13 protein-coding genes are annotated in these 22,147 nt (G+C 42.4%); 7 read left to right on the top strand and 6 right to left on the bottom strand.

Annotated elements, in window-relative coordinates:
* Position 1: 1 nt before the first annotated feature.
* A complete protein-coding gene (nadC, locus tag KPL72_RS18775) occupies positions 2 to 850 on the bottom strand; it encodes a carboxylating nicotinate-nucleotide diphosphorylase (RefSeq protein ID WP_212915311.1) in 849 nt (282 codons plus the stop codon).
* Between the two features lie 971 nt (positions 851 to 1,821).
* On the opposite strand from nadC, the gene aceE reads away from it, so the two are divergent.
* Entirely contained in the window at positions 1,822 to 4,488 is a 2,667-nt protein-coding gene (gene aceE, locus KPL72_RS18780) for a pyruvate dehydrogenase (acetyl-transferring), homodimeric type (RefSeq protein ID WP_212915310.1), read from the top strand.
* A 96-nt stretch (positions 4,489 to 4,584) separates the two neighbouring features.
* Entirely contained in the window at positions 4,585 to 6,501 is a 1,917-nt protein-coding gene (gene aceF, locus KPL72_RS18785; RefSeq protein WP_219704040.1) for a dihydrolipoyllysine-residue acetyltransferase, read from the top strand.
* A 106-nt stretch (positions 6,502 to 6,607) separates the two neighbouring features.
* Here the strand turns inward: aceF and KPL72_RS18790 are convergent, their stop codons facing one another.
* Positions 6,608 to 8,260 (bottom strand): SulP family inorganic anion transporter, encoded by a 1,653-nt coding sequence (locus tag KPL72_RS18790; RefSeq protein ID WP_212915308.1) that lies wholly within the window; start codon positions 8,258 to 8,260, stop codon positions 6,608 to 6,610.
* Between the two features lie 130 nt (positions 8,261 to 8,390).
* Positions 8,391 to 11,594 carry a ribonuclease E gene (gene rne, locus KPL72_RS18795; RefSeq protein ID WP_219704041.1) on the bottom strand — a complete coding sequence of 1,068 codons (3,204 nt, stop codon included), beginning with the start codon at positions 11,592 to 11,594 and terminating at the stop codon, positions 8,391 to 8,393.
* Between the two features lie 472 nt (positions 11,595 to 12,066).
* Here rne and rluC point away from each other — a divergent pair, with 472 nt between their 5' ends.
* Together rluC and KPL72_RS18805 are read left to right on the top strand one after the other, a co-directional pair.
* Positions 12,067 to 13,038, top strand: a complete 972-nt coding sequence (gene rluC / locus KPL72_RS18800; protein ID WP_219704042.1) for a 23S rRNA pseudouridine(955/2504/2580) synthase RluC — start codon at positions 12,067 to 12,069, stop codon at positions 13,036 to 13,038.
* Positions 13,039 to 13,224: 186 nt separating this feature from the next.
* Positions 13,225 to 14,691 (top strand): anion permease, encoded by a 1,467-nt coding sequence (locus KPL72_RS18805; RefSeq protein WP_219704043.1) that lies wholly within the window; start codon positions 13,225 to 13,227, stop codon positions 14,689 to 14,691.
* A gap of 90 nt (positions 14,692 to 14,781) precedes the next feature.
* On the opposite strand, the gene KPL72_RS18810 is transcribed toward KPL72_RS18805, so the two are convergent.
* Positions 14,782 to 16,680: a HAMP domain-containing methyl-accepting chemotaxis protein gene (locus tag KPL72_RS18810; protein ID WP_219704044.1), complete on the bottom strand. Its 1,899-nt coding sequence runs from the start codon at positions 16,678 to 16,680 to the stop codon at positions 14,782 to 14,784.
* 195 nt (positions 16,681 to 16,875) lie between these two features.
* Positions 16,876 to 17,730, bottom strand: coding sequence for an AraC family transcriptional regulator (locus tag KPL72_RS18815; RefSeq protein WP_219704045.1), 855 nt, complete (start codon positions 17,728 to 17,730; stop codon positions 16,876 to 16,878).
* Positions 17,731 to 17,803: 73 nt separating this feature from the next.
* Between KPL72_RS18815 and KPL72_RS18820 the strand changes: the two genes are divergently transcribed.
* A complete protein-coding gene (locus KPL72_RS18820; protein WP_212915302.1) occupies positions 17,804 to 18,424 on the top strand; it encodes a LysE family translocator in 621 nt (206 codons plus the stop codon).
* Positions 18,425 to 18,585: 161 nt separating this feature from the next.
* Here KPL72_RS18820 and KPL72_RS18825 read toward each other — a convergent pair whose 3' ends face one another.
* Positions 18,586 to 20,481 carry a PhoX family protein gene (locus KPL72_RS18825; RefSeq protein WP_219704046.1) on the bottom strand — a complete coding sequence of 632 codons (1,896 nt, stop codon included), beginning with the start codon at positions 20,479 to 20,481 and terminating at the stop codon, positions 18,586 to 18,588.
* Between the two features lie 344 nt (positions 20,482 to 20,825).
* Here KPL72_RS18825 and KPL72_RS18830 point away from each other — a divergent pair, with 344 nt between their 5' ends.
* Together KPL72_RS18830 and KPL72_RS18835 are read left to right on the top strand one after the other, a co-directional pair.
* Positions 20,826 to 21,422 (top strand): DJ-1/PfpI family protein, encoded by a 597-nt coding sequence (locus KPL72_RS18830; RefSeq protein ID WP_219704047.1) that lies wholly within the window; start codon positions 20,826 to 20,828, stop codon positions 21,420 to 21,422.
* Positions 21,423 to 21,633: 211 nt separating this feature from the next.
* On the top strand, positions 21,634 to 22,101 hold the full coding sequence (locus KPL72_RS18835; protein WP_219704048.1) for a hypothetical protein: 468 nt from the start codon (positions 21,634 to 21,636) through the stop codon (positions 22,099 to 22,101).
* The last annotated feature ends 46 nt before the right edge of the window (positions 22,102 to 22,147 follow it).

Raw genomic sequence — 22,147 nt, forward strand, 5'->3', positions numbered from 1 at the left:
GTTATTCCTGAGATACGCGCAAAGACAGATCTATTGCTTGGATGTGTTTTGTTAATGCGCCAATGGAAACAAAGTCAACGCCTGTAGCAGCGACTTTTAACAGACGATCTTTGTCCATGTTTCCCGATGCTTCAAATTTCACTTGGCCTTTGAAGTCGGCAACCGCTTTGCTCATATCTTCATAGGAGAAATTGTCCAGCATAATGATGTCTGCACCAGCTGCAACGGCCATGGCAACTTCATCAAGATTTTCAGTTTCTACCTCAATGGTTTTACCTGGTGCAATTTTCTGTGCCATGCTGACGGCATTGGCAATGGAGCCAGCAGCCATAATGTGATTTTCTTTTATGAGAAACGCGTCATATAAACCCATTCGGTGATTCCTTCCACCACCAACTGTGACTGCATATTTTTGTGCTTGGCGCATTCCGGGTAGTGTTTTTCGAGTATCTAGGATGGTTAGTTGGGTATTAGATACAATTTCGCTGTATTGACGAGTCACTGTGGCTGTATAAGACAGTGTTTGTAGAAAATTTAAAGCAGTGCGTTCACCCGTTAGGATGGTTCTTGCGTGACCTTTAATCGTCAAAAATGCTTTATTGGGTTCTAATAAGTCACCATCATTATTGTGCCAAGTGAGAGAGACTCGATCACCTAGTTGAGAGAATACTTCGTTTACCCACGCTTGGCCGCATAAAACAGCAAGCTCTCGGCTGATTACAGTGGCGGAGATTTCTTGATCATCAGGGATTAGCTGAGCTGTTATATCTCCTAAGCCCATATCTTCTTCTAATGCAAAAGTAACTTGCGATTGAATGTGCTCGGTTAATAGAGCGTTCAAAAGGGTCATGTACTATCCTAATTATGCCAAGTAAATAAATAAGCATTGTAGCTTTATATTGTTAATGCGTCAGTGTTGATTTTTTATATTCATTGATTTGCATGGTCTTTCTGTACAGAAAAAGGCATGGATCCGCAACTTTTTTGCATAGGATGATTTTTTAAATGAAATTTTCGTGTTTGTTAAGTTGCCGAATTTCTGTCTCTACAAGAGTGGCGATCGGAGGTAAGTGGGTCTTGATGGCGCTAATAATGTGATACAGATAATCATTTTTTGAATGGTACTTTGGCGTGAGTGCTGTGTATTCTTTGCCTGCTGAAGCTAGATGGAGAATTCATGTGGTTTATATATCTTATATTTCTGGTGAATTTTGGTGTGGTCGTTACAAGCTTTAAACCGTTTATTATGGGCTTTTAGCCTTTTTCTAGATAAATTCTAGAGGATTTAAAAGCTTCAAAAGTGCGTTGAGGACTTCAATCTTTATGTGGGTGGCTAGGCGATCTCTTGATTAGGTGTTAATCTAACGCCCGAATTAGGTGCTTCTGATATGTAAAAAAGCCTTATTTAGTGTAAGGTTTTAGTAAAATATCTAGAGTGCAAAAATCTTAGAAACGCTTTATCTATGCACTTTCTAAGTAAAAGACTTTGATTTTTTACATGTATTTAGTAAGGCTACTTGCATGTGGAAATTTAATGTTGGGTTTGATGAACCAAACCCAAATTGGAAGCGAACTGACTAGATTTATAGTAGTCGATGCAATGGAAATAAAATTAAAACAATAATAATTGCCATTGGAACGGATAAAAACGACGCGTTTTAAAACGTAACAAACAGTGCGTCGTTTTATCCTAGGTCGGCTGGAACTTAGTGGCTATTCATATAAGTTCCGACGGTTCGTTTAAGTAGCCTCCAAGGCTTAAACACACATAATGTCCTTGGTAGGTTAGTATCTGTTCTAATAGCGGGAGTTATTAACACGATGACTGAGCAGCATATTCTCGAAGACATCGATCCAATTGAAACAAAAGAGTGGGTCGATGCGCTTGAGTCTGTCCTTCGCGAAGAAGGTCCTGATCGCGCGCAATACATTTTAAATCGTTTGACGAATGAAGCTTCAAAAGCTGGTTCGTCTTTACCGTCGTCTATCACGACTGCATACCGAAACACAATCGCTCCTGAAAATGAGAAGCCATTGCCGGGTGATGTATTTATGGAGCGTCGTATACGTTCTATAATTCGTTGGAATGCATTGGCTATGGTAATGAAGGCAAACCGTGTTGATTCAACACTTGGCGGCCACATTACAAGTTTCTCTTCTGCAGCAACGCTTTATGATATCGGCTTTAACCACTTTTTCCGTGGTAATGACGGTAAACAACAAGCGGATATGGTCTTTTTCCAAGGTCATATTTCTCCTGGTATTTACGCGCGTTCATATATTGAAGGACGCCTGACAGACGAGCAGCTTGATAACTTCCGTCGCGAAGTGGATGGCAAAGGTATCTCTTCTTACCCACATCCTTGGTTGATGCCGGATTACTGGCAGTTCCCAACAGTGTCTATGGGATTAGGGCCTTTACAGGCGATTTACCAAGCACATGTTATGAAGTACCAGCATAGTCGTGGCCTTATCGACCAAGGCGACCGTAAAGTATGGGCGTTTCTAGGTGATGGAGAGTGTGATGAGCCAGAATCTTTAGGTGCAATCGCTCTTGCTGGGCGTGAAAATCTAGACAACCTTATTTTCGTGATCAACTGTAACCTACAGCGTCTTGATGGCCCTGTACGCGGTAACAGCAAAATTGTTCAGGAACTTGAAGGTGTATTCCGTGGCGCTGGCTGGAATGTCATTAAGTGTCTATGGGGTCGTCATTGGGATCCTCTTTTCGCGAAAGATCACAACGGTTTGCTTGTTAAGCGTATGAACGAAGTTTGCGATGGTGAACTTCAGAACTACAAAGCAAATGGTGGTGCTTATACTCGTGAACATTTCTTCGGCAAATATCCAGAATTGCTAGAAATGGTTAAAGACATGACTGACGATGAGATTATGAATCTTAATCGTGGCGGCCATGATCCTTACAAAGTTTACGCAGCGTATTCTGAAGCAACTTCTCATAAAGGTCAGCCGACCGTTATCTTGGCGCAAACCGTTAAAGGTTACGGCATGTTTAAAGCGGCTGAAGCGCAAAACACTGCGCACCAAACGAAGAAGTTGGATGAAGAATCCCTTGCTCAGTTCCGCGATAAATTCGGTATCCCTATTAGCGATGAAGAGCTAAAAGACTTGCCGTATTACAAGCCGGCTGAAGACAGTCCTGAAATGCAATATATGCGCTCTCGTCGTAAAGAGTTGCATGGTGCTTTCCCTATTCGTAACCATGATTGTGAAGCGCTTGAAGTTCCTTCTTTGGAAGCGTTTAAGTCTCAGATCGCGGGAACAAATGGGCGTGAAATTTCTACTACTATGGCGTTTGTGCGTGCACTAAACGTTATGGTTAAAGATAAAGAAATTGGCAAACGTGTTGTACCGATTGTTGCTGATGAAGCTCGTACTTTTGGTATGGAAGGCATGTTCCGTCAGCTAGGTATTTACTCATCTGAAGGTCAGCGTTATACGCCTCATGACCATACTCAGATTATGTATTACAAAGAATCTGCTGACGGTCAAATTCTGCAAGAAGGTATCAATGAGCCAGGTGCATTCTCTGCATGGTTGGCATTGGCTACATCTTATGCAAACAGCGCTCTTCCAATGATTCCTGTTTATATCTACTACTCAATGTTTGGTTTCCAGCGTATTGGTGACTTGGCTTGGGCGGCAGGTGATTCGCAGGCACGCGGTTTCTTGATTGGTGCTACAGCAGGTCGTACTACGCTAAATGGTGAAGGTTTGCAGCATGAAGATGGTCATTCCCATATTCAAGCTGGCCTAATTCCAAACTGTGTGTCTTACGATCCAACATATTCATACGAAGTTGCTGTTATTATGCAAGATGGCTTGCGTCGTATGTATAAAGAAAAAGAAAGTGTTTTCTATTACCTAACAGTAATGAATGAAAACTACACGCACGAAGATATGCCTGAAGGTGTTGAAGAAGGCATTATTAAGGGTATGTATAAGCTTAAATCTCATGCTAAGAAAGCCAATAAGAAACAAGTTCAATTGCTTGGTTCTGGCGTTATTCTTCGTGAAGTTGAAGCGGCTGCAGAGATTCTATTTAATGATTTCGGTGTTAACTCTGATATTTGGAGTGTAACGTCTTTTAATGAGCTACGTCGCGAAGGTCTTGATGTAAGTCGTTGGAATATGCTTCACCCTGAGTCAGAAGCTCGCATATCTTATGTTGAATCTTGCTTGAATGGAAACGGTCCTGTTATTGCATCTACTGATCATATTAAATTGTTCGCAGATCAAATTCGTCCATTCGTAAAAGGTACATACAACGTGCTTGGTACAGATGGTTTTGGCCGCAGTGATACTCGTGCTCAATTGCGTCACTTCTTTGAAGTTAACCGCTATTGGGTAGTGGTTTCTGCCTTGAATGCACTGGCAAAAGACGGTGTGATTGATGCATCTGTAGTTAGTGGGGCGATTGCTAAGTTTGGTTTAGATCCTGAGAAGCCAAACCCTGTAACTTGCTAATTACCTAACAAGCTAGGTATCTGGCTTAGTGTATATTTATACCTAAGTCAGATAAGTTTTTAAGTTTGATGCGTCTATAAGACAAAGGAGATTTCTGTGAGTACTGAAATCATTCGAGTACCAGATATTGGTGGTGCGACTGATGTCGAAATTATCGAGATCAGTATTGCGGTTGGTGACACTATTGAAGTGGACCAATCTATTATTGTTTTAGAAACAGATAAGGCTTCCATGGATGTTCCATCTTCCATGGCTGGTAAAGTAAAAAGCATTTCTGTGAAAGAAGGCGATAAAGTTTCTGAAGGTGATGAGCTTCTTGTTATTGAGGTTGAAGGTGCAGAAAAATCTGCTCCTGAAACGCCAGTAGAAGCTTCTGCGCCAGCAAAACCTGCCGAGAAGACTGCTCCAGCTTCATCCTCTTCTAGTGAAGAAAAAGTTTCTGTGCCTGACATTGGTGGTGCGACTGACGTAGAAGTTATTGAAGTCTGTGTTGCTGAAGGTGACATGGTTGAAGAGGGTGACTCTTTGATCGTTTTGGAAACTGATAAAGCATCTATGGATATACCTTCGCCGTTTACAGGCAAGATCGGTAAAATTTCGATCAAAGTAGGTGATACGGTTTCTGAGGGTGCTGACATACTTGTGCTAACAACCGAATCATCTGCACCTGCTGCTTCAGAAGAAAAAGCTGAAACACCAAAATCGTCAGCGCCTGCGGCTGCTGCGCCAGTATCTGGTGTTGAGGCTGTTAAGGTTCCTGATATTGGTGGGGCGGAAGGTGTAGAGGTGATCGAAGTTGCTGTAGCGGCTGGTGATCAGGTTAAAGAGGGCGATTCTATTATCGTTCTTGAGACTGATAAAGCTTCCATGGAAATCCCTGCGCCGAAATCAGGAACAGTGAAATCTGTTTCTATTAAGGTTGGTGACAAGGTTTCTGAAGGACATCTTGTCCTTGAGCTTGAAGTAGAGGGTGGTTCTGAAGCTGCGGCGCCTGCGGCAGTTGCTGAAAAATCGGCCCCTGCGCCTGCTGAAGCGCCTAAAACTAATACTGCAAAAGCGGCTCCTGCAGCGGATCAATCTGCTGTCTTGTCTGAACCTTCGAAGAAAGTTCACGCTGGCCCAGCAGTGCGTATGCTTGCTCGCGAGTTAGGTGTTGAACTGTCCCTTGTTCGTCCTACAGGCCCTCGTGGTCGTATTACGAAAGAAGATTTACATGCCTACGTGAAAGCGGCTGTACAAAAAGCTTCATCAGCTCCAGCGGGTGTTGCAACAGGTTCTGGTCTACCGACTGTGCCTGATCAAGACTTTAGCAAGTTCGGCGATGTCGAAGTTGTTAAGATGAGTAAGATTCAGCGTCTGACGGCTCAGAACATGGTTCGCAACGCGCTTGTTGTGCCTCAAGTTACTCAGTTCGACAAGGCAGATATCTCTGATCTTGAAGAGTTCCGTAAAGGCTTGAAAGGCGAAATGGAGAAACAAGGTGTTAAATTGACGCCACTTCCATTCCTGATTAAAGCGGTTGCACAAGCTATGGTTGCAAATCCTAGCTTCAATGTGTCGCTAATGGCCGATGGTGAAAGCTACGTTCAGAAGCATTATGTACACATTGGTATTGCTGTTGACTCTCCTGCTGGCTTGGTTGTTCCTGTTTTGCGTGATGCTGATAAAAAGTCAGTTATTCAAATCGCAAAAGAAGCGAGCGAGTTGATTAAGAAGGCGCTTGATAAGCAGCTTAAACCTGCTGATATGCAAGGTGGTTGTTTTACTATTTCTAGTTTGGGTGCAATTGGCGGTACAGGATTTACTCCTATCGTTAACTGTCCTGAAGTGGGTATCCTTGGTGTTTCTAAAGCAGACATTGAGCCACGTTGGAATGGTAAAGAGTTTGAGCCTCGTACAATGTTGCCATTGTGTCTGTCTTATGATCACAGAGCTGTCAATGGTGGTGATGCTGGTCGTTTCATGACCTTCTTGAACTCATTGCTAAGTGATGTTCGTCGCTTATCTCTTTAATGAGTAGCTTTGTTAAATAGCTAAGTAAATAAAAAAGCCGCTTATATAAGCGGCTTTTTTTGGTCTATTGCTTTTGGTTTAATGTAAATCTAGTTGAGCGACTAGGTTATGTGTTTGTTAGGCTGGCAACGGCCTGAATTAAGGCGGATTTGCGAGAGTCGCAGAATGCATTGTGCGGTAATCGGCTTAATACGCCCAGCTTTTCAAGTCGCTCAGTGGTTTGTCCGTTGGGGCTAAATATATAAACGGCACAGCCTGCTTCTATTGCGTCTTTGATGGCGTTTTCTAGTGCAAGACCTATGGTTAGATCCATCATGGGAACGGCGCTCAGATCTAGTACTACGGCTTTATAGTTATGGATCCGGTTGTGGTGTTTTGCAATGGCTTTACTTGCGCCAAAAATCATTGGGCCGGATAGATAGAAAAGTAATACTTTTCCGTCTGCTTGATCTAACAGTTCTTTCTCTGCTTCTGATAACAGGATGTCATCATCAGCATCACTGATTGCTTTCACGTTTCCAGATTGTAGTCGACTTAGTTTTTCTATTGTCATGATGTTGGCAATAAAAACGCCGATTCCTACCGCAACCATAAGATCAACAAATACAGTTAACGCCATAACGCCATACATAATGATAGTTGGCGATAGGGCGATTTTGTGAGCGCGTTTCAAAAAACTCCAGTCGAGAATGTTGATCCCTACATACAGAGCGATACCAGCAAGCACAGCCATTGGAATTGGGCTGATTAGTTCGGATGCTCCAAGTACAACCAATAGTAGAATTAAGGCTCTGGTAATACCTGCAAGTGGTGATTTGCCACCAGACTGTATATTAACCACAGTTCCCATGGTTGCACCGGCGCCAGGAAGGCCGCCGAGTAGCCCAGAGAAGAAATTGGCTGTGCCTTGGCCGATAAGCTCTCGATTCGAATCATGCTCTTTACGCGTAAGGCTGTCCGCAATAACCGCTGTAAGTAAGGTGTCAATGCAACCTAAAGTACCAAGTACTAATCCATTTATGATCATTTCTATAAATACAGACTGCTCAAAGGTGGGCCAGTGAATTGATGGTAGGCCAGATGGAATAACACCTATGCGGCGCACATCGGAGTCGTTAAATAATAGAATGGAAATAAGCGTAATTGTTACCAATGCAACCAGTTGAGGGGGAACGTATCGGCGCCAGTGTTTTGGAAGATAAAAAAGCACCGCCAGTGTTAGTAGTCCTAGAAATAATTCTGAGAATTTCAAGTTAACAATAAGATTGGGGAGGGCATTTAATGTGCCCATCACTCCACCAGGTGGAGATGAGTGCCCTAGAAAAGGGGCGATTTGCAAGATAATCAATATAATACCAATGCCAGACATAAAGCCTGATATAACGCTGTACGGCATTAGTGTGATGTATTTGCCTAGTTTGAGATAACCTAGTGTAATTTGAAATAGGCCTGCGATCATCACCACGGTAAAGGCCATAGCCACACCGCCTTCTGGGCTGCTGGCCATCATGCTGGTTAGTACCGCTGTCATGATGACTGTCATTGGTCCAGTTGGTTCTGAGATTAGGCTGGTTGATCCGCCAAATATCGCAGCAAATAGGCCTACGAGTATGGCCCCCCAAAGCCCTGCTTCTGCTCCAGCTCCTGAAGCAACACCGAAGGCTAGAGCCAAAGGGAGCGAGACAATAGCGGTGGTTGCCCCGCCAAATAAATCGCCGGCAAGAGTCCAATCTTTAAAGCGAGAGAAATCAATGATCATTGTTTTGTACCTATCCGTTATTTATATTCAGATCAATCCGTTGAAATAATCCATAGTGCTCTGTTTGCAAAAGAGCCCGCATAGTGCGGGCTCTTTGTATTTCTTAGAAAGAAGCGGCAGTGCTTAGCACTTACTCTGCATTGGCTTCTGAGCTTTGCTCGGCGCCTTTTTCTTCTTCTCGTGCAATCCTAGGGTCGTTTTTCACACGGCCTGCTGATGCACGTCGACGTGACGTCGCAGCGTTACGCTTTTCTTCTTGCTCTAAGCGAAGCTTCTCTTGCTGAGCCAAAATAGCAGCTGGTAATTCTACTGGAGCTTTGGCTTCGGCGTTTGCTGGTTTAGTAGCAGCTTTGCCGCGTCCACGACGAGGAGTTCGAGTTGAGCGACCAGTGTTATTGCTTGATTCCTCAACTTTCGTTTCTTCGATTGCTGTTTCTGTAGTTGTTGCTTCTGAAGTGGTAGCTGGCTCAGTAGCCTTAGTATCCTCTTGCTCTACAGATTTTGTGTCTTCAGAGTTAGCTTCTACGGACCCTGTTTCTACAGTGGCTGTATTAATTTCTTGTGCTTCGGTATTTGTCTCGACTGCTGAATTTACCGCTTCCGAAGATGTTGCTGTTTGATTATCTTCTGAAAGGTTTGCTGTTTCTGGCTCAGCTTCAGTTTTTTCAGTTGCAACTTCTGATGTCTCTTGCTCGATTTTACGCATTTGAGCTTTTACTGACATCTTAGGTTTTGCAGGCTTAACTTCAGGAGTTTCGACTTTAACGGTTTCTTCTGTTGTTTCTTGAGTATCTGCTGGAGATACTTCAACAGCTTCAACAGCTTCAACAGCTTCAACAGCTTCAACAGCTTCAACAGCTTCAATAGCTTCAACAGCTTCAACAGCTGTAGTTTCTTCTTTTGTAGAAGGTTCTGACGGTGTGTCTTCTGATTTTGCTTGGGCTTCTGTTTCTGCATGCTTAACTTCTGGAGCGGTTGATTTTGCTTCTTCCGTTTGAGCTGCTGCAACGTCAGTAGATTGTGTTTCATCGGTTGTAGATTCAACATTTTCTTGCTGTGCGTTGTTTTCTTCTTTTTGTGGGCGACGTGAACGACGTGAGCGACGTGAACGACGTTGAGGTTCATCACCGTTTTCGTTACTTTCTACTTCAGCATTTTGAGCGGCTTCCACTAGAGCGGCATCTTCTTGCTCTTGTAGTTTAGTTGCTTCTAATGCTTCATCTTTTAGTTTGCCATTACGACGACGATTGTCATTGCGATCGCGTTTACGCTCTTTAACTTCAGGGACTTCTTTTTGAGGTTGGCGCGGAGCAGCTTTTACAGCAGCTTCTTGCTTTTCAACTCTTGGTTCTTGAGTTTCTTGTTTGTTGCCGCGATTGTTACGACGGTTGTTGTTAGTGCCTTTCGTGCCAGCCTCGGCTTGTTCTCGGCGAGATTGACGAGTAGAGCGATTTTTTTCAGCTGTATTGTTATCGTCGCGGTCCGCATTTTGATGCTTAACGTTACGTTTGTTTCTGTTTACACGAGTCCCTTTAGGCTTGCTTGAGGTATCACGATCATTTTGTGAAGGCGCTACAGGAGGTGTTTTGCTTACGGGTTTTTGTTTTGGTGTACTTTTAGTTTCGCCAAACAATGCAGTCATTATGCGTTTAAGCAAGCTAGGTTTATTCTGCGTGTTTTTCGCTGCTTTTGGTGTTGTTGCTGCTACTGGTGCAGTGTGCTCAGGAGCTGGTGCTTTTGGTGCAATGCTAGTCACGGCTGCTTGTGGGCGAACGTTTTCATTCGCTTTGCGAGGCTCGTATGGTGGCTGCTCTGGCGTCTCTACCAATGTGTAGCTGTTTTCGTTTTGCATAACAACAGTGCTGTCGTCACGAATACGTTCCACTTCAAAGTGCGGTGTTTCCATATGTGGATTTGGCACAAGAATAATATGAACGTTGTTACGTTTTTCAATTTTAGCAATGTTGGTACGTTTCTCGTTTAACAAGAAAGTCGCAACAGATACTGGTAAAACAGCACGAATTTGAGCTGTGCGTTCTTTAGAGCATTCTTCTTCGATTAGACGAAGTACAGAAAGTGCTAGAGATTCCACGTCACGGATAAATCCTTGGCCATTACAGCGAGGGCAAACAATGCCGCTGGTTTCGCCAAGAGAAGGGCGCAAGCGCTGGCGTGACATTTCTAATAAACCGAAGCGAGAAATGCGGCCAAGTTGAACGCGAGCGCGATCCGCTTCTAGAGCGTTCTTCATTCGTGTTTCAACTTCTTTCTGATTGCGTACTGGTGTCATATCGATGAAGTCGATAACAACTAAGCCACCAATATCACGAAGGCGCAATTGACGAGCAATTTCGTCAGCTGCTTCTAAGTTGGTTTGCAGTGCTGTTTCTTCGATGTCTCCGCCTTTCGTGGCTCGGGCCGAGTTGATATCGATAGAAACTAGGGCTTCTGTAGGATCGATAACAATAGATCCGCCTGAAGGTAGGCGAACTTCACGCTGGAAAGCCGTTTCGATCTGAGTTTCGATTTGGAAGCGGTTAAACAGTGGAGTTGAATCAGTATACATCTTAATGCGTGACTTGAAGTGCGGCATTACTTGCATAACAAAGTTAATAGCGTCTTGGTAAGCACTTTTCTCATCAATTAGTACTTCGCCAATGTCTTCACGCAAATAATCGCGAATGGCGCGGATAACGATGTTACTTTCTTGATAGATTAAGAAAGGGGCAGGTTTTTCAGATGCTGCTTTGGTGATGGATGACCATAAAGTATCAAGGTAATCCAAATCCCACTGCAACTCTTCAGTTGAACGACCAACGCCAGCGGTACGAACAATAAGGCCACCGTTTTCTGGTGTGTTCAGGCCTGACATGGCTTCTTTAAGGTGCGATCTGTCATCACCGTCGATGCGACGAGAAATACCACCAGCGCGAGGATTGTTTGGCATCAAAACCAAATAACGACCCGCTAAACTAACGAAGGTGGTCAAGGCAGCGCCTTTATTACCACGTTCTTCTTTGTCCACTTGAACAATCACTTCTTGACCTTCGCTTAACACATCTTTGATGTTAATTCGGCCTTCGTGGTTCGATTTTTTGGAAAAATAGGTTTTGGAGATTTCTTTTAGAGGTAGGAAGCCGTGGCGATCTGCTCCGAAATCAACAAAAGCTGCTTCCAGACTCGGCTCAATGCGAGTGATGCGACCTTTATATATATTTGACTTCTTCTGTTCGCGAGAACCGGATTCGATATCTAGATCATATAGACGTTGTCCGTCTACTAGGGCGACGCGCAACTCTTCTTGTTGAGTTGCATTAATAAGCATTCTAATCATTATATGTGTGAACTCTGTGGGCTGATACGAAAGAGTCACAACAGTGATAGGGTAACCATTAATAAATCTGACTCAGAATTAGAGCAAGTCATTCAGTGTTCTCTGGCGAGAGGAGTACGCGATTCGTTTATTTTATCTTAAACGCTTTTGTGCGGTCGCTGCCGTGATCAATACTAAATAGTCTCTTTAACCGGTCTCGTTTCTTTGCTTTTACGAAACAACGCGAACGCGCGGCCTAGCAATTTTAATGAGAGTTCCTTCCACTGAAGCGGATTTTTCCGAATCATGCGGTTTATTATTTAAGATTAACTGTTACAGAGGTAAGATAGGGGGCCAAAGTGTCGCTTCGGCAATTGTCATTCAATTCTTGCATCTTATCTTCGAGGTGTTTTGTTGCCTCTTACCCTTTGCGAATGTGAATATAACAGTAAAAACTAAGTGCTTCAATTATAAAGGAAACCAATCTTAGCTTATGTCGGACTCAGAACTAAATTCAACAGAGCGTCCCGCGGTTCGTTACGTCACGATTGACGACAATAATGCGGGCCAGCGAATCGATAATTTTTTGGTTACCTTTTTAAAAGGTGTTCCGAAAGGCAAGATTTACAACCTACTTAGAAAGGGGGAAATTCGCGTCAATAAAAAGCGGACCAAGCCGGACTATCGCCTTCAAAATGAAGATGTTGTGCGTATTGCGCCAATTGTTATTGCGCCAGAATCCGACAAGCCTGTCTTGTCAGATCGCCTTAAAAGCGAGATAGAATCACGCATTGTTTATGAAGACAAAGGGTTGATCGTCATTAATAAACCTTCTGGCTTAGCTGTTCACGGTGGCAGTGGTTTGAGTTTCGGTCTGGTTGAAGTTATTCGCCAAATGCGACCGTTAGAGAAGTTTATTGAGCTTGTTCATCGACTTGATCGTGATACTTCTGGTCTTATCATGGTCGCTAAGAAACGCGCAGTCCTAAAAGAGTTGCATACAGCATTGCGTGAAAAAGAAGGAGTACAAAAAACTTACCTTGCATTGGTTTATGGCAGCTGGCCTAAAAGAAAATTGCAAGTTAACGCGCCTTTATTGAAAAATGAGCTGCAGTCTGGTGAGCGCGTCGTTAGAGTGCATACTGATGGAAAAGAGAGTTTGACTCGGTTTAAGCTTGTTCGACAGTTTGAAGGTTATAGTTTGGTTGAGTGTGAGCCAGTAACAGGCCGTACGCATCAAATTCGAGTTCATACCCAATATGCAGGTTATCCGATTGTTGGCGATGAAAAATATTCGCCTGCTGAGTCTTTAAAAGAGACAAAAGCTCTTGGCTTTAAACGCTTGTGTCTGCACGCGACGCGATTAGACATTATGTTGAACGGCGAGCGTATGTTGTTTGAGGCGCCACTTGATAAAGAATGGCAAACCTTGATGAATGAAAATCTAACTGGGATTTTCTCTTAACTATTTGTCGTTTTTGAATCATTAGATAAAAAGACTTGCTGAGGCAGGTCTTTTTTTTAGCTTATTTTTAGTGAATCTTGCTTTTGTGATGTGTATCACCTTTTTCTAATGCTAAATGCCCTACCATGTCAGGGTGATTCCCTTGTTTTTAACAGGGAAACTTTTTCTAAGATGAAAGGATTTTTCATGAAAGCCTCTGATATCCGGACGATTCCGGGACTCATTTCTATTTTTATCACGCTGTTAATCTGGTTTGTTGTGCCAGTACCTGATGGCGTATCTGCTAATGCTTGGCATTTGTTGGCTTTGTTTGTTGGTACTGTGGTTGCTATTATCGGTAAGGCGATGCCAATTGGGGCGCTCGCGATTTTGGCCGTTACTCTAGTTGCTCTAACTGGCGTAACAAGTGATTCGCCTGCAGGTGCGATTAAAGATGCATTAAGTGGTTTTTCGAATTCTCTGATTTGGTTGATTGGTATTGCGATTGTTATTTCTAGAGGTTTAGCAAAAACTGGGCTTGGAAATCGTATCGGCTATTACTTTATCTCTTTATTTGGTAAAAAAACCATCGGTATTGGCTATGCTTTGGCTATTTCAGAGTTGGTTATTGCTCCGGTAACACCAAGTAATACTGCGCGTGGTGGCGGTATTATTCATCCTATTATGAAGTCCATAGCAACTAGTTTTGGTTCTTCACCTGAAGAGGGTACTTCTCGGAAGATTGGTCATTACCTTGCCTTGGTTAATTACCATATCAATCCCATTACTTCGGCGATGTTCATTACAGCAACCGCACCCAACCCCTTAATTGTTAAATTAATCTCTGATGCCACTGGCGCTAACATTAGTATTACTTGGGGGACATGGGCACTAGCGGCGCTTTTGCCAGGTTTGGTGTGTATTGCACTTGTGCCCTTGGTTGTTTATGTCATTTATCCTCCAGAGATAAAAAGCACGCCAGATGCAAGGACTTACGCAAAGTCTAAACTCGCCGAAATGGGACCTATGTCGTATGGTGAGAAGGTGATGGTGGCGGTATTTGCTCTGTTGCTAATTCTTTGGGCTGGTATTCCTGCAATGTTGTTCGGCGCAGACTATGTGGTGAATACAACGGCGGTAGCATTTTTAGGTTTGTCTGTTTTATTAGTGACAGGTGTTTTGAGCTGGGATGACGTGCTCAAAGAAAAATCAGCTTGGGATACGGTTGTATGGTTCTCCGCCTTGGTAATGATGGCCACTTTTTTGAATAAGCTAGGTTTGGTGCAATGGTTTTCGACTGTTGTTGAAAGTAATATTGAACACTTAGGATTTGATTGGGCTATTTCTGTCGTCATCTTGGTCGCAATCTATTTCTATGTGCATTATTTCTTTGCCAGTACGACGGCGCATATTACGGCCATGTTCGCTGCTTTCTATGCCGCAGGTTTGGCGTTAGGTGCACCACCTTTGTATCTTGGTCTGTTACTGGCTGGCGCGTCTTCCTTGATGATGTCATTGACTCATTACGCTACAGGCACATCGCCGATTATCTTTGGGTCTGGTTATGTCTCGATGGAAGATTGGTGGATCATGGGCTTTATTATGAGTGTGGTGAATTTAGCCGTATGGGGTGTTGTCGGTGGCTTATGGTGGAAGGTATTGGGTTACTGGTAATGAAAGCTTTAAATAAAAACAATCACCTATTCGGAATGAATTAGGTGACTGTTGGTGATCGTTTTTCCTCCAGAATTGACTAGATGGTGATTAGATTTTAAAGCGATCTGTTAGTGATTTAAGTTGATGGCTTAATGCTCTCAAGTTGCTAACGGCAGCAACAGATTCGATAGAGCCTTCAGCGGTTCGATCTGCTAACTGACGGACATTTTCAACACTGCGATTGATCTCATCAGACACTTGAGATTGCTCTTCCGCTGCGGTAGCTATTTGATTGTTCATATCTTGGACATAGCCGACTTGTTCGCTAATGTTTGCGAAAAGTTCCAATACTTCTTTTGCTTGTTCAGCGTTTTTCGAAGATAAATCACGGCTTCTTAGCATTTTATCCAGGGATTCTTGGGCGCCATTTTGCAACTCGACAATTAAGTCCTCAATCTCTTTAGCTGAACTTTGAGTTCTGCTAGCTAGTCCACGCACTTCGTCTGCCACTACCGCAAAGCCTCGTCCTGCTTCACCAGCTCGTGCCGCTTCTATTGCCGCATTTAGTGCTAGTAAATTGGTCTGCTCTGCAACGGCTTTAATAACTTCTAATACATTGCCGACATTATCAGTGCGTATTTTTAGTTGTTCCATTGCTGTGCTGGTTACAGTCAAGTCGCTAGCTAACGATTCGATTGATTTCGCTGTGTCTGATACCTTCAAATTGCCTTGGTTTACTATGTTGTCAGTTTTAGTGGTTGCTTCTGCTGCTGTTTCCGCATTACGAGCAACTTCAGAGACTGTGGAAGACATTTCATTGATTGCCGTCGCTACTTGATCGGTTTCATCTTTTTGAGACTGCATCATTGTCTGGCCTTGTTTTGATATTGTTTCTAATTGCTCACTGGTTGAGCTTAAATTTAGAACGCCAGTAATAACTTCAGAAATGAGCTTGTTTAGAGTGCGACTCATTACCCCAATATTGTTATAAAGTTGGCCTAGTTCGTCTTTGCGATCTGTTTTTAATGTCTGAGTTAAGTCGCCATTAGATATTTTCTCAACGGCGGCCTTAACATCATTCATTGGTTTTACGATCATATGGCGGATTAGAAGAGCAAAGAATATTCCCATCAAAATAGCAATCACAGTGACGGTAATTAATAAGGTTGATACTCGTTCACCATCTTCTTTGCTTTTTTGCTCTTGAAGGGATGTGATTGAATCAATTTTATCATTCATGCTAGATGACAAATTCATTAGCTTTTCTTGTGCTTTTACAAGTTCAGCATTAACGGCGGGATTACTTTTTCCAAGCTCTTCGTATTGATTTAAAAGAGATAGGATTGTTTGCTGTTTACTTTGCAGGTCACTTGATAGCTGTAGATTTTTTGTCTTGTTGATAATCGCTTGGAATCTTGTTGTAACAAGCTCTAAAGGTATATTTTCTTTTTTGATGACATAGTCATTTATCTCTGATGTCAAAGCATACCAGCTGTTTGCGACATCTAAAGCCGTATTCATGTTCTCTACATCATTTTGCTGGCGAAGCTCTAGAATGGTTTGATTGTATTGGTTGAATATACTGCGGCGTATTGTGGTGGCATTGTTATCAATGTCTTCCCACTTGTTACGGGCATTAGTAAGGTTTGTTAGCGCTTTTTGGTATTCAAGGAGATTTTGCTCTGTTTGCTTTATTAAGTCTTTAACGTCTGCACCGTTGTATAGTGTTTCGCCCGTTTTTAATAAGTTGGCGAGGGTTTCCGTTCGGCGAATTAGCTCATTTTTATCATCTGTAGATCCTGATTCCACATAGTGCTCTCGGGCTATTTGCATATCAACCACTGTATCGTCTAAGTCATTAGATAGGCGAACTTTGTCTGCTCTATTAAGTAAAGTATTTACACCAGAAATACCGACCATTCCAACAATAAGGGCAAGTAATAATACAGACCCAAAACCTAAACCAAGTTTAGTGCCTATTTGCCTGTCTTCGAGAAATTTTTTCATGAGAATGCTTCCTTAGCTATTCTTTGGGGGAGGAGGGGGATAGAGCGGTTAAATATTATCCTTATTATTCATGTAACCGTTTTCTTGCTCTATCATAACTGTTTCTCACTGTTTCAATAAACAGTAAGAAGGTGCATAAAATAAGATGTTTCAAGGTTTTGGTTATGTTTGTAATGCAATACTTTGATGTGTCGTTTATGCATTAATTCGTTTTTGATAGTGGTAGGGTGTCGTTCCTAGTGCTTTTTTAAAATGACTGTTCATATGGCTTTGATCGAAGAAACCGCATTCTGAGGCTACGTTGCTTGGTTGCTCACCATTTTTGAGTAATGATTTTGCTTTTTGTAGTCGAGATTGAATCTGATATTGGTGAGGAGTTATGCCAAATGATGCTTGGAATTGGCGAATGAGATGATATTTACTCATACCCGCTAACCTTGATAAGTTTTCTAGGCTAATTTCCTGGCTGGCATAAGCATGAATGTACTCTTTCGCAATTAGTAATGACTTATTTGCTTTTTTCGAAGGAATGACTGAGCTGTTGGTTTTACTATTGAGAGTTAATTGTACGAAAAAATTATAAACTGTTGTTTCTATGGTTAGCCTTGATGGCTTATCAGCGAGAGAGCGGAATATGAGGTTAAATAGTTTTATAAGCTTTTCGTCATCAATAATCGGACGATGGAAATAGGGTGCGTTTTTTGATTTGAATGTTAAGTCACTTAAAAGATCATCAAAGAGCTCTGGGGTTGGGTACATGGCTCTATACCCCCAACCATTTTCTGAGGCGGGGCTACCAGTATGGGCGGTATCGGCATTCACAATAACTAAACTACCCGCGCCGGAAGTGTGGTTCTCTCCTTGGCTGAAAAAACTTTGTGCCCCATGTTCAATGACGCCAATAGCGTAACCTTCGTGTATATGTTTTGAGAAGTGCTGATTTTTGAAGTTTGCTCGCACGCATTCAATCCCATCGTAACAATCCAGATTAAAGAAATGTGAACCGATTTCCTCTTTCATAAAATGCCCTTTGAGTTGTTGAGTTGTCATAAAAACGCAATTTTATCCTATAAGCAAATATCTCTACATAGATAATAGCTTCTTGTTTTATATAGGAGGAATTATGTTTAATCTTGGTGACGATACTGTTTTGTATTACATCGCAATTTGTTTGGTTGCAGCCGGGACGCCAGGCCCAGGTACGCTTGCTGTATTGAATTCTGCTTTGTTCTTTGGTGTCAAACGGACATTGCCAGTAATGCTTGGGATTTTATTTGGTATGGCTGTCGTTTCTGTCGCCACGGTAACTGGTTTAAGTGCGTTGATTTTGCACTCTACGTTTGCCTTTTCGGTGATCAAATACTTTGGTGGATTATATATTGGCTATTTAGGTATGCGCATTTTATGGTCTATCTTTAAAAGTATACAAGGTGGGATAAAGGCCGAAAAGTCCGAGAAAGAAATGACATTCGTAACCGGTGTTATTCTGTCCATTTTTAATCCGAAAACCTTAGTGTTTTTTACCGCTCTGCTTCCTGCTTTTATCCACCAAGAGAGCAGCGTAATTTCACAGACTGTTACCCTTACACTGATTTTGTTGCTTTGTACTTTTCTTGTGCATTTAACCTACAGCATGTTATGTGGTTATGTGTCTGCTTTCTTTGTACGACATATGATATGGGTGGACGCCATTACAGGCTCGATGTTTGTCTGTTTTTCAATCGCTGTTTTGTTGTTGTCTTAATATGTACTTACTATGATGCATAAGCAGATGAATTCATCAATGTAGAACTTGGGAACATATTATCTGGTTTGAATGCAATTAATCGATAAAAAAAAGGCAGCCAGATGGTTGCCCTTTTCGTTTTTACGTAACTAAAGCGCTAGCTCTTAAATCTTAGGCGCTCATATCTTAGGTATGCCCGTGATGTAACCAACAGCAGCACCGTAACGGTCTTTGTAGTTAGCGCGAATGTATGGATCTAATGTGTCTTTTACTTTCGCGTGTAGTTTGTCATCCCAGTCACCAGCGTGTTGGATGTTACTCATGATGTAAGTCCAGCCGTTGATTTCATCTACAGCGTGTAAGCCAGTTGATTCTGCGCCAGCAGGACAAGACATGATGCGTGATAACTCACCGCTGTCTACGTTATAAGCCCAAAGGAAGTTGTTCACGTGGTTGCCACTGTCTTCACCAATGAACAAAGTGCGAAGTTTTTCAGAGAACTTGATGTTATCAGGGTTCGCAATACGATCAGCGTGAGCTGTGTTGCCAAGTGCATCAGGCGTTGCTAAGTCTTCGCCAATTAGGTTTGCAGGAGCATGCATGTGAACAGATACCCATTCACTGTCGATTGCTTGGCCGTTATTGTCTTTTTGACCGCCGGTTAATTTATGTTCATAAACCGCACCCGCTTTAGGACCTTCAACATGAATGTCGTTGCTGCCATCTGTCATGGTTTTGTAGATATAAGACATAGCTGAATAGGCTTTTTTGTCTTTAATGTTGACAGTGGTGCCTTCCATTTTTGTGAATCCCAATGATCCGCCAACTAATGCTGCATAACGGTGAGTTTCTAGGAAAGCAGCTTCTTTTTCCATGCCAGGTTTTAGTTTTACCCAGTTGGTTTTACCGCCGTAGCCAATTTTGGTGAAGCTAGAATCTTTAGGGTCTTTAGTATGAATTTCCATGATGTCGGTCGATTTAATCCCCGCATCTACCAAACGTTGAATCTCATCACTATTGGCTTCGCCTAATTTGATCCAAGAGATATCGCCTGCACCTGGGCCTTTACTAGAAATTTGAGTCCATTTAGCCACGTAAAGCTTACCAGAAGAAAGGTCGCGGGCTTTATCTGCAATGAACATAAACAAACCGCTGTTTGTCGCATCGTCACCCATGATAACAGTGCGCTCATCAGGCATAACTTGTACAAGCTCGTGAGAAATTCGACCCATACAGTAATGTTTCTTGATAGACCCCGTTCCGTCTTTGTTAACCGTTACTTCAGGCAAATGACCATAGTTGTATGGTTTGCCTTTGTTTTCATCACCAAATAGGTTTTTAGAATAGGCTTTGAATTGTTTGTCATCTGCTTTAGAGGCATCTGGTTCGTATTCTTCACTGGAAAGGTGAGTTCCCCAAGGAGAAAGGCTGGCACCACAGGTGATCCATAAACCACCAACATTTGACGTATCAACGTTGTGGTATTTAACCAGTTTCAATTCACCGGTTTCTGGATTTTGGTCTAAGGTCAGGATAGCAATAGGAGAAGGCAGCTTGCCGTACATGTCTTCGCCAGCACCATCGCGAGTAGCATATTCAAATTGAACGACTGCAAAGACGTGATTACCGTAAACGCCAGCTACTTTTGCATCTTTAACGGTTAATAAGCTAGAGCCATCTGGACAGTCTGAGAAAAATTGGCGATTTCCGGCGCTAGGATCAAGAATTGGCTTGTTGTTGATGTCGTAATAACCACCAGCAATTACAGTATTGCCATTACCGTCTGCAACTTTGTCGCCCGTCATGAAGAATGGTTGGTAATCGAGTTTAACCATGCGGCTTGTGCCATCTTCGAACTTCAATTGCATCGCTGAGTTAATAAGGTTGGTTGACATGGCAGCAGGATTGCTTAGTGATGGTGCGGCCATAGGAACAAAGCTAACAGAAGAAAGAGGGGCATCAGTCATTCCTGCAAAAGCAGTAGAGCTAAATACACCACCTGCAAGTGGTAGTAATGGTGCACCAGCCATAAAGCCGAGCATACGACGGCGATTTGAGTCGACAGAATTAGTCATGATTTTTTCCTTGATTCCTACAGGTCGCAACCTGAACTACGTGTGTAAAAAGAAAGTGAGAGAGCCACTGAGATAGGGTTCTTGAAAAGGATTAAATCAGGGTTTGATGAAGTTTCTGTGACAGATTTAAATTATTTGGTTACAAATAGAAAAATACCCCATGAATGAGAATGCTTTTTATTTCAATTGGTTAAGCTCAGAGTACATTTTCAGTTTGGCTTTTAAATCGAGCTTTCTTGCTGTTGATCATTCGTAGCATTGGTTTTATGCAATTCATGAATTTAATTGTCATGAATTGATGGAATAGGATATGTTCATGATCAAACGTGGGAGTAAATTAAATCATGAATATATCCATTTTAACTTTCGATGGCTTTAATGAGTTGGACTCATTTATAGCGCTTGGTATTTTGAACAGAGTAAAAAATAAAGGCTGGAAGGTATCTATTGCCAGCCCAACTAAACAAGTTAAGTCAATGAATGGTGTTGTGATTGAAAGGCAGGCTTCCCTTGAAAGCTTATCTTCTGCTGATGCTGTCATTGTAGGGAGTGGGATAAAAACAAGAGAAGTGGTAGCTGATGCATCTATTATGGCGCAATTACAACTTGACCCAAGTCGTCAGGTAATTGGGGCTCAATGTTCTGGCACTTTAGTTTTAACTAAACTGGGATTATTGGACGATGTTCCTGCTTGTACCGATATAACAACATTGCCATGGGTAAAAGAGGCTGGCATTGAAGTACTTAATCAAGCTTTTTTTGCAAAAGGAAATGTAGCTACTGCTGGTGGCTGCTTGGCCTCTCATTATCTTGCTGCTTGGGTAATTGCTCGGTTAGACAGCATTGAAGAAGCGAAAAACGCTATCGACTACGTTGCCCCAGTTGGTGAAAATGAAGACTATGTAAGTCGCGTCATGCAGAATATATCGCCTTATTTGTAGTGTGCTGTTGAGTGCAGTGTCAGGTAATAGGCCTTAAAGGCGTAAAGATAAGGTTAAAATGTGCATCTGTACTTTGGGTGTTGTTCTTATTGTTTTGTCTCAATAGAATCAACTGTTACTTTTATTTGTCTTGTGACGACTTTGTTTTTTGATGGGAGTTAAAAAGCAAACCAAGGCAGACTTTATATTTGCATAGAACAAGAAGGTCCGCATGAAGAAAGTTTTCTTGAAAAAACTGCAGTCTCTTACCGCGATTCTTGTGTTGAATACGGTACCTGTTAGTTTTGCCCAGACTGGTGGGATTAATTATGAAGCGGAAGTGCTGCAAGCTAGAGTACTTACGGATGATAGAAAAAATACACTTAAAAGTGCTGATTCTCAAACAGACTCATTAAAACAACTGTATTTTGATAATTCATTGGCTTACATCCAAAAGCACTCGGAACAAACGGCTGGCTATCAGCATCAAGTAGCTTTGGCGCTGGTGGAAGAAGCGTATCAAGATGATTATGACACTCTGTTGGATACGTATGAGAGAGAGTTAGAGGGCGCGGTGGCCAGTAACGATGTTGACAGAATAGAGGGTGCCAAAAGTCTAGTTGAGGATCAATTGCAGGAATTAAAAGCGATAAGACGTGCTAAAATTGCTGAGTTTAATCGGCAGTTCGGTTTGTCTTAAAGTTTAATTGTTTGCCCTCAATAAAGTATACCAAATAGCGAGTTTT

This window comes from Marinomonas lutimaris, from assembly GCF_019426345.1.
GTDB lineage: Bacteria > Pseudomonadota > Gammaproteobacteria > Pseudomonadales > Marinomonadaceae > Marinomonas > Marinomonas lutimaris.

Excerpts from the sequence above, each read along its gene's own strand:
- nadC (WP_212915311.1), bottom strand. The coding sequence starts at position 850 with ATGACCCTTTTGAACGCTCTATTAACCGAGCACATTCAATCGCAAGTT.
- aceE (WP_212915310.1), top strand. The coding sequence starts at position 1,822 with ATGACTGAGCAGCATATTCTCGAAGACATCGATCCAATTGAAACAAAA.
- KPL72_RS18790 (WP_212915308.1), bottom strand. The coding sequence starts at position 8,260 with ATGATCATTGATTTCTCTCGCTTTAAAGATTGGACTCTTGCCGGCGAT.
- rne (WP_219704041.1), bottom strand. The coding sequence starts at position 11,594 with ATGATTAGAATGCTTATTAATGCAACTCAACAAGAAGAGTTGCGCGTC.
- rluC (WP_219704042.1), top strand. The coding sequence starts at position 12,067 with ATGTCGGACTCAGAACTAAATTCAACAGAGCGTCCCGCGGTTCGTTAC.
- KPL72_RS18805 (WP_219704043.1), top strand. The coding sequence starts at position 13,225 with ATGAAAGCCTCTGATATCCGGACGATTCCGGGACTCATTTCTATTTTT.
- KPL72_RS18810 (WP_219704044.1), bottom strand. The coding sequence starts at position 16,680 with ATGAAAAAATTTCTCGAAGACAGGCAAATAGGCACTAAACTTGGTTTA.
- KPL72_RS18815 (WP_219704045.1), bottom strand. The coding sequence starts at position 17,730 with ATGACAACTCAACAACTCAAAGGGCATTTTATGAAAGAGGAAATCGGT.
- KPL72_RS18820 (WP_212915302.1), top strand. The coding sequence starts at position 17,804 with ATGTTTAATCTTGGTGACGATACTGTTTTGTATTACATCGCAATTTGT.
- KPL72_RS18825 (WP_219704046.1), bottom strand. The coding sequence starts at position 20,481 with ATGACTAATTCTGTCGACTCAAATCGCCGTCGTATGCTCGGCTTTATG.
- KPL72_RS18830 (WP_219704047.1), top strand. The coding sequence starts at position 20,826 with ATGAATATATCCATTTTAACTTTCGATGGCTTTAATGAGTTGGACTCA.
- KPL72_RS18835 (WP_219704048.1), top strand. The coding sequence starts at position 21,634 with ATGAAGAAAGTTTTCTTGAAAAAACTGCAGTCTCTTACCGCGATTCTT.